This is a genomic window from Sedimentibacter acidaminivorans (assembly GCF_017873955.1).
Lineage (GTDB): Bacteria > Bacillota > Clostridia > Tissierellales > Sedimentibacteraceae > Sedimentibacter > Sedimentibacter acidaminivorans.
Map to the genome: position 1 here is coordinate 161,781 of NZ_JAGGKS010000008.1, position 15,871 is coordinate 177,651.

Sequence of the window (15,871 nt, forward strand, 5' to 3'; positions counted from 1 at the left end):
CCTCCTTACCCGAATCTTTATTATTCATTTCCACTGAAATTTTCATCTTCTAACATTTCAATCATTTTCAACTGGGCTTGGGTACAATTTTCATTTTCTCTTTTTTCTGCTGCTTTGCTCTCATTACTTGTGGAAGTTGCAACTTCTTTATTACCAGGCCTAACATATTCAACAAAATCTAATTTAACATTAGCTTTAGAAATATCTCCTGAATATAGAATTTCCTGTTCAGTAATACTAACATTTGTTAACAAATATTTATTACCACCATATATTTTTTCCCCAATAATTATATAATGAGGTTTGCAATTATCTTTTAACCTTATCCAACTTTCTATCTCATCTCTTATATTCAACTTGCTACTTGAAGAAAAATGAATAGTAAAATTAATTTTATCAAGACCTGGGCCCTTTATATATGTTGATGGTTTGTTACCCTCTAACTCCTGTTCCTCAATACTAAGTTCACTACTCCGTTCTAAATTATCAAAAGTATATATTCTATTTGAGCTAACAGTGAATATCTTCCCACCAAACTCGCATAACTTCATATCATCACCTACCTCAAACTAAATTACTAATAATTTTCAAGAACTTTGCGTACTTTAAATCCAGTTATTTTTTTGGTTATATTATGAACTGCTTCTGTTATAAAATAGTTACCATTTAGACTAGATAATTCTCTTAATTCAATAACATTACCAGCTGATATTGTAGTATCTAATTTAGCATTAAATGCACCTGTCACAACATCTTTATTAAAATATCTCAATATATTTTTACTGAACCTATCACTATCTGTCTTGTTATCTAATATTTTAGGATATATAAACGTACCCCCTGATATAGAGTTATCCCAATATTCAGAATTATTTAACTCATTATTTTCATCATAATACCTCACAATGCACTTTCTATATGTGATAGCAGAATTCTTTATAAAACTATATTCATCAATAAAGTCATTAATAATAAACGACTTGACCGAACTAGCTTTTTCTAATATGTGTTCCTTATAAATAATAACTTTTTTATCCACAATTTTTAGAGAATATCCCTCAAGTATACACAGTTCATTGAGAAACTGTAGATTAGTTTTATCTTTCATTTCTAAATACTTATATGTTATGTCATCAACATCATAATAATCAATTCCTAATCCCATATCATTTGATAGGGACTTAGAAACTTCTCTAAAAGATATATTGTACCACTCTTTATTATTAAAATCCTTGGCCTTAGATGGAACAGATTTAGCATTTATAATATACTTTCCATTTGTTATCTTTAATCCATCAATAAACATTACTCCACTACTGAAACCATTTTCTGTAATTTCTATTTCATCATCAAACTGTGGATCCCATTGTAACCATAATCTATCTTTATCTAAAAACACCAATTTTATATCATCCGCTTTACCACCATGCCTATCGGATACTATTGTTGATATAATTTCAACATTATTTGTTATGTCTTTAGAATTATATATTATATTCATATATTACCTCTTCCATGGCGGTAGTGTAGATGAAGTAGGTGTATCTAAAACTGGTATCTTTAATATAATATTTGCTTCAAACAATATTACATCAGCAAAATGTGGGTTAAGCTTTATTATATCAGTTGCCTTAAATTCATCATTGTAAAAATCTAGAGCGATACTATCGAAAGTATCGCTCTCTAATGTTCTATATTGGTAATACATTTGGCTCATAACTCAATCTACCTTCTTCACTTAGATATTGTGACATAAAAGCTTTAAATTTCTCATAGTCAGTTTCTAACATCTTTTTAATTTCAGATACATTTCCACCATTAATTACAGGAGAATAAACTATAGTAATACCTTGCTCATTAGCTGGGTTAACACCTAATAGTTGTGCTGTCTTTCCTAATAAACTTAAGCTTCTTGCATTTCCATGTTTTATAGGTATAGCCGCCTCTGGTCCTGCTTCACCAAATATACTTGGAGTACTAGTAAAGCCACCATTTGCAAATGTAGGTATAGTTGGTATACTAAATCCAAAAGTTTTGCCCCCACCAATCCAATCAGGTACCCAATCAGGAATAGTTACATTTATACCATTAATTCCATTGATAGCCCAATTAACTGCACCTATCATACTATTTGCTACACCTTTAAATCCATCTCCTATAGCTCCACATATAACACCTAATTTTTCTTTAACTTTGTCCCAGTTTTTATATAGCATATACCCAGCAATAGCTACACCAGCTATTGCTGCAACAGTCAACCCCATTGGTGAAATCATAAAAGTTGCTGCTTTGCCTACTAACCCAAATGCGCCTTTAGCTACAGATGGTAACATTTTAAAGCCTTTAACTACACCAGTTATAGCCTTTCCACCTAAAGACCAAACTTTATCAATACCATTCACAAGACCTTTAGTAGCTATATCTACACCTTTACCAATTGAATCACGAGGTATTTTATCAATTGCTTTTTTTACATCTCCAAAAACCTTTTTAGTGTCTTTACCGAAAGAAATTGCCGATATAGCACCTTGTTTAAATATTGAAAAGCCTTTAATTCCTAGATATGCCTTACCAATTTTCAACCCTATACTAACAATTTTATCACCATTTTTTACAATATAATCTGTTAGATTTACAATTTTAGGTAATACTCTATCTATACCGTCCATTATTTTTCCTGCAATTAAACCAACATTTTGTTGTATTCTCTCAAAAGAACCATTAGCTTGCATTCTCTCCATAGTACCAGCAAGTTGTCCCGCTTTTTTAGAAATAATGTCAAATGCACTACCATTAACTATTTCTCCATCAGCTGACATTCCAGCTATTTGTCCAAGTCCACTTTTCATTGTACCTACTATTGTAGATACTCTACCTTTAAATGTTTTTGACTGTGCTTCCATACCACCATCAAACTTTTCTTTCATAAGTGAAAGTAAAGCAGCATTAAAAGCCCTTTGGTTAGTAATTTGTCCTTGATTATTTACAACCTCTATTCCTGCAAGCCTTTTATAAGATTGCTCAACAATCATTTCTTTAGTTATTCCGAACTCCTTTAACCTCTCTAATTCTCCTGTTTGGGCATCTGCAATAGCCTCTGTGGCTTGCATTGCATCTTTGCCCATAACAGCAGCCATGTCACCAATTATAGGTAAATACTTTTTAGCAGTTAGTCCATAGGATTCAAGTTTTACAGATGCACCTACTATCTCGTCTGTTTCAAATGGTGTTACATTCGCAAAGTTTGTTGCCCATTTTAATGTTTCGCCAGCTTTTTGTGAATCCTTTAGAACCGTATTAAGAGTTATTCTATACTGTTCCATACTTGCAGCTGAATCAAGTGCTGTACTAGATATTGCAGTAAATGCTTTTTTAACCATATAGCCTGTTGCTAATCCAACTATTTTCTTTTGAAAACTACCTAAACTACTATTCAATTTATCTACGCTTTTTGTAGATTTATCAGTAGTTTTATTAAAATTACCAAAAGCTTGCTTTAAACTTGAATTAATTTTACCGCCTATTATGACGTTAGTTACAAATCCTTTAGCACCCATACTAACCTCCTAACGCCTTGTTCTCTTTTTCATAAGCTTTATTTCTTCTCTCTATTTCATCAGCTAGACCTTCATAATAATCAATTAGCTCAGTTAAATACATATCAAGACAATCCTTTCTACTATTTGATGTCTCTAATGTTATCTGAGCTATGATTATATTTATATATTCCTCATCAATTAGAAAGCCTACTCTTCTAACAAAAAACTCTTTACTAGATTGGTTACCTTAACAAAATCCTTTAATCCCATTCTCTTTACATCTTGATAATCAACATTAGATGCTTGACTAAATAAATGCGCATGCATATATATGTCATGCTCTACAGATGTGGGCATGTACTCTTCTCTTGCAAAATCTTTAATAGCATTTTGTATACTATCAGCTTTTAGATCATCTAGATTGTATTCCAATTCAGTTATTTCTTTTCCGTCTATTTTTACTGGATTATTTAATTTTACTGCTGCCATTGTGTTTCCTCCCTTTTAAAGATATTTATTCATATCCTCTAATAAATTTTTACCTCTTACTGAAAATATAGAGTTTAGCTTATCAATATGTAACAGTTCTTCACCATTCATTATCCTCTTATACGCCAAAACCTCATATTCATATGAGCCATCACTAGACTCACCACTTCCAACCTTACCCTCATCAAACTTTTTAAGTTTTACAGTTAAAAACGCTTTGTGATGATCAATACCATTTTTCAAGCCATTAGTATCAAACCTATCAGTTATCCACCTAATTTCTAGATTATCAGTAACCAACATTTCAGCAGCACTCTCATTAATACCTCTAAAACTAATAATAGTTGTCATACTTCCTGGCTGATATAAATTAGGCAAATCAATCTCACCTAATATACCAGTGCCCTTAATAGAATCTGAACCATTCTCTATGCTTGGTAAGGTAACTTCTGTTGTATCTAAAATTCTATTAGCTTTATTATTAATCTTGGTATAAATATTATAGTTAATAGTCTTATTTCTAACCTTCATTATTCAGTACCTCCTGTTAATTTACTTAATCCATTATTAACATACTGAACTTTATTTGTAATTGATTTCGCTGGTGGTGTATTTGTAACATCAGAATTAAATACAAAATCACCATTTATTAAATCACTATCAACATTTTGATTAGCAATAAAATCAATTTTTGCATAAAGCAACTTACCATCAGACACTAATGAATTTAATCTTGCTTGCTCAGTATTAATTATAGAATCAATGTCATTACGAGCCAATGGCGAATCAACTATATCTGCATTTCTAACTATAAAGTCTGTATTCAAATAAATATTTGTTCTAACAGAAGAGTCAAATATTTCATCAGCTTTCTCAGTTACTCCATATTCGTAGTTAGACATATGAGGACCCCACAAAACCCACTTGCCTCCATTAAATAACGCAGTTGTTATACCCTTTTCATTTAACCTGTTAGCATCTATTTTATTAAATTTTATAATACTAACATCTTGACCTTGTCCAACTACCATACTAGTTATGTCAATTGTTTTATTAGATGGACTTTCATATGGTACATTATCATTTTGGCTATCTACTATTTGCATTGTTACCGCAGCAATTATTGATGCATATATAATTTTTCCCCCTACTTTAAATCTTGGCCAACAAGTTTTATTTTTAGTAGAAACAAATTTATTAGTATTCTTCCATGCTATAGCATCATCAATAGTCTTAACTACCTTTGAATCAATATCAGTAACAGCAATAGCTTCCATATTACCGTCTACGGCATATGATTTATTTACTAACGCTGACTCTACAGATGCACTATTAAATCCAGGTGTAACCAAAATATTTGGTACTACATTTAAAGTCTGATAAATTGTATCCACAACATCAAGACCAGTAACTATTTCCATATCTGTAACAATCTTATCAATCTTTTTATAAGATATATCTATACTATTACCTACACCAGATGCTGTAACAACAATCTTAACTTTATTACCTTCATATTCAGCGCTATAATCAATACCCTCATCTAAATCAGTTATTGAGATAGTCGATATGTCTAAATCATCTTCAATATAACCTATACCATTTATGAGATTTATTGTTTTAGTTGTAGCCTCAGATTCAACTTTAGAACCGTCTAAAACATTAACTAATATAATTGGTCCAATAGGCTTTATTGCGTTACTCAAATGAGCAAATATGCAGCCACACAAAGTATAAACTTCGAAATCATCATTTTCATTGTAGCCAAACTTTTCTATAGCATCATTCAATGTTGATATAATAATTGGTGTATTTATATTTTGTGGATTATTTGTTCTAAATACTGGTGCAGTGCCTACATATAGGGGTATAGTACCAGTTGACTTTTCTATCTTTACCTCACTAGGGACTCTTTCCCCATAAATACCATGTTTGTACATAGTTTACCTCCTGCTATAAAAATTTTTCTCCATATTGTGTTATAGTAGATGATATGTTTGCATTAAAGCTAACCCAAGCATACCAATATGGAAATGGTTGTTCTTCATATAATCCCCATTTAAAAGGACCTTCTAATGTTGTATGATCTAGCACTCTATTTTTAGAGAACTCCTGCTTTATTTTCTCTACTAAATTAATTAAATCTAGATAACCCTTGCTATTTATACTAGTATTTAGCTCATCATCCGTTTTTATTGTATGCCCAATATCATAAGTACCAATTGCTAACCTAATACCTATACTACCCTCTTCTCCATTATCCTCACCAGTATCACCCATAACTATAATTGACGGTATCTCATGAAACTCATTATAGTTTTTAGGCGGCAACCAACCAATAAAAACACTTGGATTAACCAGCGTATATTCTTCATCAATCAAATCTTCAACAGGAGGTTTCTCTAATTTGAACTCACAAGCAACTTTATTTTCTATAAATATTTTAATATCATCTAAAACATCTCTAATTGTCATTACTTTTTCACCGCCTTGCTTGCTTTATCAATCCTATATTTAATTTCATGTTCCAATCTTTCTTCAAGCTTTTCTTTTGCCATTTTATGAATTTTTTCCATTGTGTCATGACTAGATATCATCTGAGGAATAGACAATGTTCTATAAGGTATCATCTCTTTATAATTTCTTTTTTGGCTTTTACCTGTTATTTTTTTATGTGCTATTCTTTTAATTTCATTACGCCTAGCTTTGTTGCCAGTTCTATGCCAAATCAAAGTTGCATTATTAGCTGTTTGAACAAAGGGTTTTAGTTCTTTTCCATTCAGTGGATTAATTCTCGGAGTTATACTTTTATATCCTTCGTTCTTCTTTATTTTGACTTTAACAGTTTTTCTTCTAGTCCCTGGGCTTTTAGGATTATGTGGAAAACTTGCTAAAGTCAGAGTTGAACCTTTAGACTCTATATATGCATTTAATTTCTTCTTGCTGGCCTTATGAATTTTTAGTGTTTCCTTTACTCTGCCTGATTTTACTGCATATTCTTCTCTCACTAATTTATCTGTATTGGTTTTGGTGAATTTCAACGTTCTATTTAATGCCGATACTGTAGCATTAGGTATTTGTTTTTCTAAATTTCCTAACTCTATTTTTAGTCTGTCAAATGATTTAGTATCAACATATACACTATTATTTTCAAATTTAGCCATTAGTTCCTCACGTATTCCAGCACAATTTCATACATAGTTGAACTCTTTTTTACATCTGTAACAGTACATGGTCTTTTATCAAATATTTGAGTTTCGCCAATCTTTGGTTCTTTTGCAAAATGCCTTTTATCAACAAAATACAATAAATCACCAAAATAAATTCCATTGTACTCATTTTTAGTTCTTTTCTTTAACTCGTCATTGTCAATAATAATATTAGTGGGTACACCATCAATTATATGTACCTCACTAAACTCATTATTATTTAAAAATATTGTTTCTGTATCATGTGCTAACTGCTCTTTAAAAATCATAAAGTACCTACCTTCTATAGTAGTTCTTATTACTCTTCATCCTCAGGTTCTTCTGGATTGTCATCCTCTTGATCATAATCTTCCCAGGGTATTTCCTCTTTGCCCGGTACGCAAATAAAGTTATTTTCTAATAATCCTTTTGCGTCCTTATCAGATAAATCTAAAACATCACCCTTATTATAGAGTGTACCTTTAAAAATTAAGTTATTTATTTTACTTTCATACTTACTATTCTTAGCAGCCATAATTACCTCCTAAAACTTATATTGAAAAAGACTATTGATTTCTCAACAGTCTTTCAATTTTTATCCTATAATGCATCTGCTACCGCAAAACTATCTACTTTATCCAGTATTGGTAATGGTCTTGATGAAAGATTTAATATCTTTCTAACTGGTTTTCTTTCTACGTATATATCTGGAATTCTTCTACCTTCAGCTAAATAAATTTGCTCTGTTTTATCATCAGCTATCTCAACAGCACCATAGGCTAATGAGAAATTAGCATCTATTGGTAACAATGCAACCTTATTATCTGGTACGAATTTTTTTGTCACTGGTGAAGCTCCAGTCCAATCATCAGTATACATACCACTATATGTATATATATCTAAATCAAGCAATGATAACCTTCCTATGTATCTAGTTCCATTAGGTAATGTTTTAGGCTCAATTTTAGCTAACTGATAATTTTTTATGTCTAATACTTCTTTTACCAGCTTATGATTTATAAAAGCATTAGCAACATTATTAGCCATTATACATATACCTGGATTAGTCATACCATTAGTTTGAACCAATGAGTACATTGCTTCTAAATCTGCTATAGGATTTGAACCATCTATACTCCATTTAGTAGCTATAGTTGCATTATTAGTAAATCCAAAATTGATTTCTTCATCCAATCCTTCGCCTTTTACCACTACTTTACCTTCAAATATAGCCTGAGAACACATCAATTCTTCTCTACGAGTTATAGAATCTTCTAACAATTCCAAATACTCAGCAGTTTTTTTCGCATTTCTATCCTCTGCTGACGTAGTTTCATAAGGATTTTCGCCTGCTAATCTATCGTTTAAATCTTTAGCGGTGATTATTTTTTCAGGTGCAACTAATGGTGGCTTATATGAGTTAGTTTGGTAACCCTTATTAACCATAACTTTACCACCAATTATAGGATGCACAAATGGTGCTACCTGCCTGTCCCCTTTTACAATGTCAATTTCAACTGTTTCTGTTTGAAACGTTCTGATATTTGTAAAGAATGTATCTCTTAAAAATGTTCTAGGTGACTCCATTTGTCTAACTGCACCTAATAAAGTTCTTTTGTTGTATAAAATATTTGGCATATTTACTATCCTCCTTATATAATTTCAAACCCAAGGGTTCTAAATACATCTTTATAATCTTCTAAAGTCTTTCCTGCAGGATATGTTAATGCCGAATCTTGGAAAGAACCATTAATATAACATACTCCTACTTTATCAGCTGTTGTTGCATCTACATCTTCAGCCATAATTCCATACAAAGTTGTAACATCCACTCCATCATCAGGAATTATTTTGCCAGAAGCATCTTTTTTAACTAGTTGCCCTTTTACAACTTTTCCTGATTGTAAAACAACTATCTCATTAGCTGTACAATCCTTTTTACCATAAAAGTTTTCTGGTGTATAAGTTGATGTCTCTATTGATAAGTTCATTTATTTGTCCCCTTTCTTATTTTTAAAGAAATTTGATATTCTATTTGAATTATTAAGTATTTTATCGGTTTCTGTTTCATCAATATTTTCTACTGGAGGAATATCATCAAGCTCTTCAGCATCTATGTTAATATTATTTAAAACAGTATTACCTATATTTTTTTGCTGCTTTAATATTTCCATAGACAATTGCCCTGCATCTATAGGTTTTTCAAATTTTGCCTTATTAACTGAATCTTCAAATCCTGGCAATGCTACATCTTCAATTTCTTGTATTCTCTGCCTTTCCTGTGCTGCACCATTATTTATTGCCTGTTGCACTATTTGATTATATAAATCCGGGTATTTATTTTTAAATTCTTCTAAATTCATTATAGATTGCTCCTCTTCTTTATTTGAATTGTTTATTTTTTGAGTGCTAATATTGTTAAATTTAGATAAATCCTTAAAATTACTCATATCAAATTTAATTTTATTAACTACTAAAAACCTCTTATTTTGAATTTCTTCCATGGCCATATTAATTTCATCTTCTTCTAACAATACATCAGCAAATCCCTTTTCTACCGCCTCTGTACCAGTTAACCATGTTTCATTGGACATCATATTAGCTAATTCATCTTTATCTATTCCTGTTTTTAAAACATAAGCGTTAACTATGCTCTCTTTGATTTTATTTAAAGCTATTGTCATTTCATTGAAATCTTTAACATTATATCCACCCCATAACACAACCGATGGATCGTGTATCATCATCATTGATGTACTTGACATATAGATATTGTCTCCTGCCATAGCGATTATTGTTGCAGCACTTGCAGCAATACCATCAATATAGACATTTTTAGTTACATTTCTTGATTTAAGATAATTTGCAATAGCATGTGCTGCAAATACACTTCCACCATTGCTGTTTATTCTAATGTTAATATCAGATATCTCTCCTAATTTATCAATATCCTCTATAAATCCAGCAGGTGTTACATCTTCTTCCCACCATGAATAATCGCATATATCACCATAGATTAATATTTCACCTGTGTTTTGATTAAGCTTATTCATCACCCAAAATTTTTTATTTAGTGTTTGCTGTCTTGCTTGGCTCATTGGCATTTATATCATTCACCTCCTTCATTTGTTTTTCTTCTTCTTTTCTTTGTTTGATATATATATTATAGTCTCCACCAGTAAGCTCTTGGGTTTCACGAGTTCTGGTAGAAAAACCATTATCAACTCTTTTTGCGGCTGCATTAACTTCTTTTAAAGGATCTAATTGTCCTTGAGTAGGTCCATTCCATTCAGCTCCACAATATGCCTTTCTAACAAGTGGATCATTAAAAAAGCCCGGTGCATTAATCCTACCTTTTGCAATAGCCTCAGTTAACCACTCTTCATATATTGGCTGACAAAAATCATTTGATAGCCATGTTCTTCTCATTCTAAACATCTTCCAAGCTTCAAGAAGTGATGCTCTACTAGCACTATAGGAGGCTGTAAATTGTTTTACTAATAATTCATATGGTAATTCTAGTGCTGAACCAATTTGCCTGCTTATAGAAGTTACAAAACCATCAAAGTTAGCATTTGGTCTACCAGGATTAGCAACATTTATTTTTTCACCATTGCCAAGTTCAACAACTGCACCATTACCAAGCTTTATTTCTCTATCTTGATCATCTATTTCATCATAATTAGTATCATCATCATATTCGAAATTTGTTTGTCCAAATGGACTGTTTTCTGTATCAACATCATTAGGACTTTCTATAAAAACCGTATACATACCACTTATAACTGCTGCAGTTAGTTCTGCTTCGCTATATCTTGCTAATTGTTTCAAACTTTCTATTACTGGAGCCAATATAGGAACTCCTCGTCTTTGTTCAGGTCTTTCTGCATCCATCAAATGTAAAACATTAGGCCTGCCACTCTTTTTGCCATATTTACTAGTTCTTTTCCACTCTTTTTTTATTGTTTGAGTACCTAGTGGATGAAAATTAGATATATAATAGGCAACTACTTCACCATGCAACCCTATTTCAACACCATTTATGATTTTACTATTGTTATATTCAAAGGTCGGAGTTGACACTCTATCTGCCTCTATAAGCTTAACTCTCAAATCATATGGAATATTTGGTCTTTTAATTACAGGTAAAAGTGCAAAACACTCCCCACTTGCTAAAAAAGATAAAAAAGCAAGTTGCTGCAACTCATAAAAATTATTCATTCTTTCAGCATCACAATGTGGTGTGTCAGCCCATAAAGCAAATTCACGTTGTGCTTTTCGTTCCCACGCCCTTGCCTCTTCATCAGACATCTTTAATATTTCATAATCAATTTGAGGTCTCAACATTAAACCAGAACCAACTACATTAGTTCGTATAGTCTTTATTGCACCAGTAGCTATGGGTGCTCCCATATACAAATCCCTTGAACGTTCTCTTAGAGTGCTCAAATTATCATCTATATCCTCTTTAGTAGAACCACCTGAGCTAATCCACCCTGCTAAACTTTTCTTACTATAGCTTGCGCCATGATGTGAATACCCTGAATTAATTATATTGTGTTTTTTTCTTGCAACAGCTCTATTCAATCCCCATGTAGGACTAATATTATTAATAACATTTTCTAATTTGTTTGCTATACCAATTTTAATCACCCCCTAAAAATCTACTGGTGTAATTCTGCTAACTCTTATATTTGTAGATTTGCCTCGTACTTTCTCCTCGTATTTATTCATCTCTTTTCGCCAATACTTCAACTGCTCTCTTATTTGATATAAATTAGCTCTATCCAATCTCTGACTACCTATTTGATAACTTTGACCATTTATTACAGATAACTCCGCCTCATTCCATGCATCATAGTGTTTTTTTGCCTCTTTATATTCTTCTAGAGCTGTAGGTTTATTTGGAATTTGATTGTCCATTGCTATACTCCTTTGCTTAATTGTCTCTTAACTTTCTTTTTCTTTTTTACATTCGACCCTACATCATATATAATTCCTCGCTCTCGCAAAGCTTGTAGTTGTTCAAAGTTAGGCTTAATAATTTCTAGTGCAGCAGTAGCATAGTTTCTAAGGTCAAGACCTTCATTTCTTTTGTATTTTTTAATCCACTGAAATTTTGCTTGGCCATTTACTAACCTTACTATCCTCTTTTCAGAACATAATGATTTAAAATACTCTAAATCATATCCAGCATTTTCTTCCTTGGGAAAGTGACAATATCCAGGACCATAATCTTTTATATTAAGCCTTGAATATATGGTCTCTTTGCCCTTATCAACACCTATATTGAACAAATGAATCTTTTCTCTATTTGTTGTAGTACAACTATGTATAAAATCTTGATTTCTACCACTAACACCTTTAATACCAAATATATTTCTTACTTCCCTTGGCTTTATAAAGTCATACGCATCATTTGTACGATGTCCACCTGTATCAATGCAAGTTGCAGCTATACGAATAGGTGTGTTGTCAGAATAAAAAAATAAACCTGTCAAATATTGATCAAGTTTATCCCATGTTTCTTTTAACTCTGGATTACAAATTATTTTTTTATACTCTATTCCCCAGCTTTCTTTGTCCTGTCCCCATCCAACTACTTCTACCTCTAGTCTATCGTCCTGAACGTCAACACCTGCCGTTAATATTAAAACTCTATCCGGTACTTGGCAATTGTAGTATTGATTTCTTTTCATTAGATCTCTATATTCAACGCCATCACCTTCTTTATCTTCCCAAACTTGACCTAAAGTAGTATTAAACCAAGTTTTTAAACTTTCCTTACCCTTTTTCTTTGCCTCTTTAAAATCATTAATTATACTAATCCATGGCTCCCATGGAGAAGTTAATGCATTTAAATGAAACCCTCTTTTTCTTTTATCCGGATTTTCTAATGGAGATATATATTTACCTCTATGTAATTGAGATTTCCACTCATACTCAGTTAAGTGTTCTTTACAATTAATACACTTCATTGTTACATCTTCAAATTTAATTCTATTCCAATCAAAAGTTTGATATTTACCACACATAGGGCAAGGTACACACCATTCTTCTTGAGTGGAACTTTCAAACTCCTTATAAATCCTTGATATCTCTTTTTCTGTAGGAGTTGAAACATATATTTTTTTCTTGTTCCAAAAGTTTTTAGTACGTTTTTCAGCTAAAGATAATGGATCACCTTCCTTACCAGCTGATACTGGAAACCTATCAACCTCATCAGCAAGCAAAATACGTATAGGTCTACTTGATAATCCTGTAGGAGCATTAGCTCCAACCATTGCTATATATCCACCAGGGAACCCCTTTTCAAGTATAGTATTATCGCTATCTCTTGATTTGCTTGGTTTTACTTTATCTGTCAATGATGGAGTATCCCTTATCATTGGATTTAGTCTTTTCTTGCTATATGAATTACATAAACTTTCAGTAGGCATTAACAATAGCATTGGTGCAGGATCATAATCTATGTGATAACCAATAATATTATTTAATATTTCAGTTTTTCCAACTTGAGCTGATGACATAATAATTATAGTCTCTACATCAGAATCAGATACACTGTCAAGTATTTCTCTTTGGTATGGTGCTCTATCTGTTCTCCATTTACCTGGTTCTGCTGAACTTTCTGCTGATAGCATTCTATAAGTATCTGCCCATTCGCTAACTTTTAAATCAGGTGGCGGAGCTAATATTTTACATATATTTTTAAATAAGTTTGAAGTTTTTCTTTTTATTTTAATCTTCTTCGCCAAGTTCATCATCCTCTACATACTTTTCATTATAAAACATAGCAGGATCATAATCTTTTAACTCTTCTAAAACTTCAATACACTCAACTTTTATTCGGTCCCTTATGAATTTAACATCATTTTGACTAACTACTGATTGTGCAAGTTTAGAAGGCATTGCTAAAACCTTACTCCTAAAATTAGCTAACATATTTGTCATTACTAATTCTATATCCTCTGACATATGCACTTCGCCACGCATCACCTTTAATTCAATTTCAGACTTCTCTCTCTTTATCTTTTCATGTATAGCCTTCTCTTCTTCATAATCAAGCTTGCTATTATCTTTCATGCCCTCTATGTTCTTATTAATTTTCAAATGTACAATGTAATTTTTTACTGATTTTTCTAGATCATATCTTCCCTTTGCACCACCTCTGACTAATATACCTTCCTGTGCTAAATCCCTGATACGTCTTTCAGTTAAACTAAATAATTTTGATAACACTTTAACCGATACCATGGTACCACTTATGTCATCAACTTTATATGATGCTTGCTCAATTTTGGTTTTTCCATCATTTTCACTCATTTTCTCACCTGCCTTAAATCTATAGAATAAATTCATATTTTTTCAACATTGATATTTCAACCCTGAAACGGAAACGGCGATAAAATTTTTTTTGTAACTAGGCAACATATGGGCTCGCAAGGAACCACACCCTATTTTTGACCTTCTGAAAGGACCCATTTTTATTTTGATATTTACGCAATGAATAATGTTGTAAGAGAAATTAGTTTTATACATCAAAAAACGTCATGTTCCTGATAGAGTGTGACATTTTATAAATTCGTGTTTCTTCTATATATAAGTCAACCAAAAATATTACATCAAATGTCATGTTGCCTAAATTCGTGACATTGCTAAATTTTTTAAAAAATCATTGCCGTTAATTTCTAAAAATCTAACTCAGAAACTAAATCATCAACCTTCAATCTATCAAGTCCTAAATACAATTTTGTATATGATATATCCTCATGTCCTAGCGCTTCTCTTGCTGCATTCATATCCTTGCCACTTAATTCATAAATAAATAGAGCAAATGTCTTTCTCATTGAATGAGTATTAATATGTTTTAATCCAAATGCTTTAGCTGCCTTCTTTATGATCCTACCAGCATGCTCACGAGTAATAGGTTTATTTACACCCTTTGTTTTCTTGTTTGATTTAAAAGCATATTCAAATGAATCTTTATCTTTTATATAATCCTTTATAGCTCTTCTGAGAATACTATTGAGCCTTACTTCTCTTCTGTTTCCTGTTTTTTTCTCAACAATACTTACATAATTATCATCCAAATACCTTGATAAATCCCTTATCTTTATTGGAAGTATATCGCTTATTCTATATCCCGTATAAACTCCAAAGGTAAACAGCAATCCATACATTTCATTCCAATTATTAAGATACTCAATCATATCTTTGACTATCTCTTTATTCGTTATAGGCATAACAGTTGTTTTCTTACCCAATTACCTCACCTGCCTAATTGCTCCTTTATGTCTTTTGTACACTGAAGCAGACTCCATGAGCCTTTTATAATTTATATTGTCTTGATTTTTATTGTCGTTACGGTTGATTTTATTATTAGACTTACTTATATTCTTTAATTTATTATAAATACTTGGTTGTTTAGCCTTTACAATTTCTCCAATGCTCATATCAATACCCCCATTTTGCGTAATAAAAAAAGCACTCAACCAAAGTCAAGAGCTCTTTCACATTATTTTATATTTAATTACACTTTTATTGTTTTTAGTTTACCATAAAAAGTTCGCCAAAGTGCGCCATCTTTTTATTATTTAAACTTTCATTCCGCAATTACTTAATCTAAATGTTGTTTTTTATGATGACATTCAA

At 31.6% G+C, this 15,871-nt stretch carries 20 protein-coding genes; all 20 read right to left on the bottom strand.

The genetic code is table 11. From position 1 onward, the window contains the following. Positions 1 to 20 precede the first annotated feature (20 nt). On the bottom strand, positions 21 to 551 hold the full coding sequence (locus tag J2Z76_RS13315; RefSeq protein ID WP_209512561.1) for a phage tail protein: 531 nt from the start codon (positions 549 to 551) through the stop codon (positions 21 to 23). A gap of 26 nt (positions 552 to 577) precedes the next feature. Continuing rightward, positions 578 to 1,501 carry a phage late control D family protein gene (locus J2Z76_RS13320; protein ID WP_209512562.1) on the bottom strand — a complete coding sequence of 308 codons (924 nt, stop codon included), beginning with the start codon at positions 1,499 to 1,501 and terminating at the stop codon, positions 578 to 580. A 3-nt stretch (positions 1,502 to 1,504) separates the two neighbouring features. Continuing rightward, positions 1,505 to 1,708 (bottom strand): tail protein X, encoded by a 204-nt coding sequence (locus tag J2Z76_RS13325; RefSeq protein WP_342455051.1) that lies wholly within the window; start codon positions 1,706 to 1,708, stop codon positions 1,505 to 1,507. Continuing rightward, the gene (locus J2Z76_RS13330; protein ID WP_209512564.1) at positions 1,692 to 3,557 is read right to left on the bottom strand and encodes a tape measure protein; all 1,866 of its coding nucleotides are present in this window, start codon (positions 3,555 to 3,557) and stop codon (positions 1,692 to 1,694) included. The genes J2Z76_RS13325 and J2Z76_RS13330 overlap by 17 nt, the downstream gene beginning before the upstream one ends. 189 nt (positions 3,558 to 3,746) lie before the next feature. Then, on the bottom strand, positions 3,747 to 4,028 hold the full coding sequence (locus tag J2Z76_RS13335; protein WP_209512565.1) for a phage tail assembly protein: 282 nt from the start codon (positions 4,026 to 4,028) through the stop codon (positions 3,747 to 3,749). Between the two features lie 15 nt (positions 4,029 to 4,043). Then, entirely contained in the window at positions 4,044 to 4,559 is a 516-nt protein-coding gene (locus J2Z76_RS13340; protein WP_209512566.1) for a phage major tail tube protein, read from the bottom strand. Further along, positions 4,559 to 5,968 carry a phage tail sheath protein gene (locus J2Z76_RS13345; RefSeq protein WP_209512567.1) on the bottom strand — a complete coding sequence of 470 codons (1,410 nt, stop codon included), beginning with the start codon at positions 5,966 to 5,968 and terminating at the stop codon, positions 4,559 to 4,561. The genes J2Z76_RS13340 and J2Z76_RS13345 overlap by 1 nt, the downstream gene beginning before the upstream one ends. 13 nt (positions 5,969 to 5,981) lie before the next feature. Beyond that, the gene (locus J2Z76_RS13350; protein WP_209512568.1) at positions 5,982 to 6,503 is read right to left on the bottom strand and encodes a hypothetical protein; all 522 of its coding nucleotides are present in this window, start codon (positions 6,501 to 6,503) and stop codon (positions 5,982 to 5,984) included. Further along, the gene (locus J2Z76_RS13355) at positions 6,503 to 7,192 is read right to left on the bottom strand and encodes a phage tail protein (protein ID WP_209512569.1); all 690 of its coding nucleotides are present in this window, start codon (positions 7,190 to 7,192) and stop codon (positions 6,503 to 6,505) included. Before J2Z76_RS13355 ends, J2Z76_RS13350 begins: the two co-directional genes overlap by 1 nt. Continuing rightward, complete coding sequence (locus tag J2Z76_RS13360; RefSeq protein WP_209512570.1) at positions 7,192 to 7,506, bottom strand: hypothetical protein; 315 nt, start codon at positions 7,504 to 7,506, stop codon at positions 7,192 to 7,194. The genes J2Z76_RS13355 and J2Z76_RS13360 overlap by 1 nt, the downstream gene beginning before the upstream one ends. Before the next feature lie 29 nt (positions 7,507 to 7,535). Next, entirely contained in the window at positions 7,536 to 7,751 is a 216-nt protein-coding gene (locus J2Z76_RS13365) for a hypothetical protein (RefSeq protein WP_209512571.1), read from the bottom strand. A gap of 65 nt (positions 7,752 to 7,816) precedes the next feature. Further along, a complete protein-coding gene (locus tag J2Z76_RS13370; RefSeq protein ID WP_209512572.1) occupies positions 7,817 to 8,854 on the bottom strand; it encodes a major capsid protein in 1,038 nt (345 codons plus the stop codon). 14 nt (positions 8,855 to 8,868) lie between these two features. Continuing rightward, the gene (locus J2Z76_RS13375; RefSeq protein ID WP_209512573.1) at positions 8,869 to 9,207 is read right to left on the bottom strand and encodes a head decoration protein; all 339 of its coding nucleotides are present in this window, start codon (positions 9,205 to 9,207) and stop codon (positions 8,869 to 8,871) included. Then, positions 9,208 to 10,320, bottom strand: coding sequence for a head maturation protease, ClpP-related (locus tag J2Z76_RS13380; RefSeq protein ID WP_209512574.1), 1,113 nt, complete (start codon positions 10,318 to 10,320; stop codon positions 9,208 to 9,210). Next, on the bottom strand, positions 10,283 to 11,869 hold the full coding sequence (locus tag J2Z76_RS13385; RefSeq protein WP_342455052.1) for a phage portal protein: 1,587 nt from the start codon (positions 11,867 to 11,869) through the stop codon (positions 10,283 to 10,285). Before J2Z76_RS13385 ends, J2Z76_RS13380 begins: the two co-directional genes overlap by 38 nt. Positions 11,870 to 11,872: 3 nt before the next feature. Continuing rightward, entirely contained in the window at positions 11,873 to 12,139 is a 267-nt protein-coding gene (locus J2Z76_RS13390; protein ID WP_209512575.1) for a DUF6148 family protein, read from the bottom strand. 2 nt (positions 12,140 to 12,141) lie between these two features. Next, positions 12,142 to 13,980, bottom strand: coding sequence for a phage terminase large subunit family protein (locus tag J2Z76_RS13395; RefSeq protein ID WP_209512576.1), 1,839 nt, complete (start codon positions 13,978 to 13,980; stop codon positions 12,142 to 12,144). Continuing rightward, entirely contained in the window at positions 13,958 to 14,542 is a 585-nt protein-coding gene (locus J2Z76_RS13400) for a hypothetical protein (protein ID WP_209512577.1), read from the bottom strand. Before J2Z76_RS13400 ends, J2Z76_RS13395 begins: the two co-directional genes overlap by 23 nt. 365 nt (positions 14,543 to 14,907) lie before the next feature. Then, positions 14,908 to 15,483 carry a tyrosine-type recombinase/integrase gene (locus J2Z76_RS13405; RefSeq protein WP_209512578.1) on the bottom strand — a complete coding sequence of 192 codons (576 nt, stop codon included), beginning with the start codon at positions 15,481 to 15,483 and terminating at the stop codon, positions 14,908 to 14,910. Further along, complete coding sequence (locus tag J2Z76_RS13410) at positions 15,484 to 15,672, bottom strand: hypothetical protein (RefSeq protein WP_209512579.1); 189 nt, start codon at positions 15,670 to 15,672, stop codon at positions 15,484 to 15,486. It lies immediately after the preceding gene. Positions 15,673 to 15,871: the final 199 nt, after the last annotated feature.

Coding starts and splice junctions, on each gene's coding strand:
- J2Z76_RS13390 (WP_209512575.1), bottom strand. CDS start 12,139: ATGGACAATCAAATTCCAAATAAACCTACAGCTCTAGAAGAATATAAA.
- J2Z76_RS13345 (WP_209512567.1), bottom strand. CDS start 5,968: ATGTACAAACATGGTATTTATGGGGAAAGAGTCCCTAGTGAGGTAAAG.
- J2Z76_RS13315 (WP_209512561.1), bottom strand. CDS start 551: ATGAAGTTATGCGAGTTTGGTGGGAAGATATTCACTGTTAGCTCAAAT.
- J2Z76_RS13340 (WP_209512566.1), bottom strand. CDS start 4,559: ATGAAGGTTAGAAATAAGACTATTAACTATAATATTTATACCAAGATT.
- J2Z76_RS13320 (WP_209512562.1), bottom strand. CDS start 1,501: ATGAATATAATATATAATTCTAAAGACATAACAAATAATGTTGAAATT.
- J2Z76_RS13370 (WP_209512572.1), bottom strand. CDS start 8,854: ATGCCAAATATTTTATACAACAAAAGAACTTTATTAGGTGCAGTTAGA.
- J2Z76_RS13375 (WP_209512573.1), bottom strand. CDS start 9,207: ATGAACTTATCAATAGAGACATCAACTTATACACCAGAAAACTTTTAT.
- J2Z76_RS13400 (WP_209512577.1), bottom strand. CDS start 14,542: ATGAGTGAAAATGATGGAAAAACCAAAATTGAGCAAGCATCATATAAA.
- J2Z76_RS13395 (WP_209512576.1), bottom strand. CDS start 13,980: ATGAACTTGGCGAAGAAGATTAAAATAAAAAGAAAAACTTCAAACTTA.
- J2Z76_RS13335 (WP_209512565.1), bottom strand. CDS start 4,028: ATGGCAGCAGTAAAATTAAATAATCCAGTAAAAATAGACGGAAAAGAA.
- J2Z76_RS13350 (WP_209512568.1), bottom strand. CDS start 6,503: ATGACAATTAGAGATGTTTTAGATGATATTAAAATATTTATAGAAAAT.
- J2Z76_RS13360 (WP_209512570.1), bottom strand. CDS start 7,506: ATGATTTTTAAAGAGCAGTTAGCACATGATACAGAAACAATATTTTTA.
- J2Z76_RS13330 (WP_209512564.1), bottom strand. CDS start 3,557: ATGGGTGCTAAAGGATTTGTAACTAACGTCATAATAGGCGGTAAAATT.
- J2Z76_RS13325 (WP_342455051.1), bottom strand. CDS start 1,708: ATGTATTACCAATATAGAACATTAGAGAGCGATACTTTCGATAGTATC.
- J2Z76_RS13410 (WP_209512579.1), bottom strand. CDS start 15,672: ATGAGCATTGGAGAAATTGTAAAGGCTAAACAACCAAGTATTTATAAT.
- J2Z76_RS13380 (WP_209512574.1), bottom strand. CDS start 10,320: ATGCCAATGAGCCAAGCAAGACAGCAAACACTAAATAAAAAATTTTGG.
- J2Z76_RS13355 (WP_209512569.1), bottom strand. CDS start 7,192: ATGGCTAAATTTGAAAATAATAGTGTATATGTTGATACTAAATCATTT.
- J2Z76_RS13365 (WP_209512571.1), bottom strand. CDS start 7,751: ATGGCTGCTAAGAATAGTAAGTATGAAAGTAAAATAAATAACTTAATT.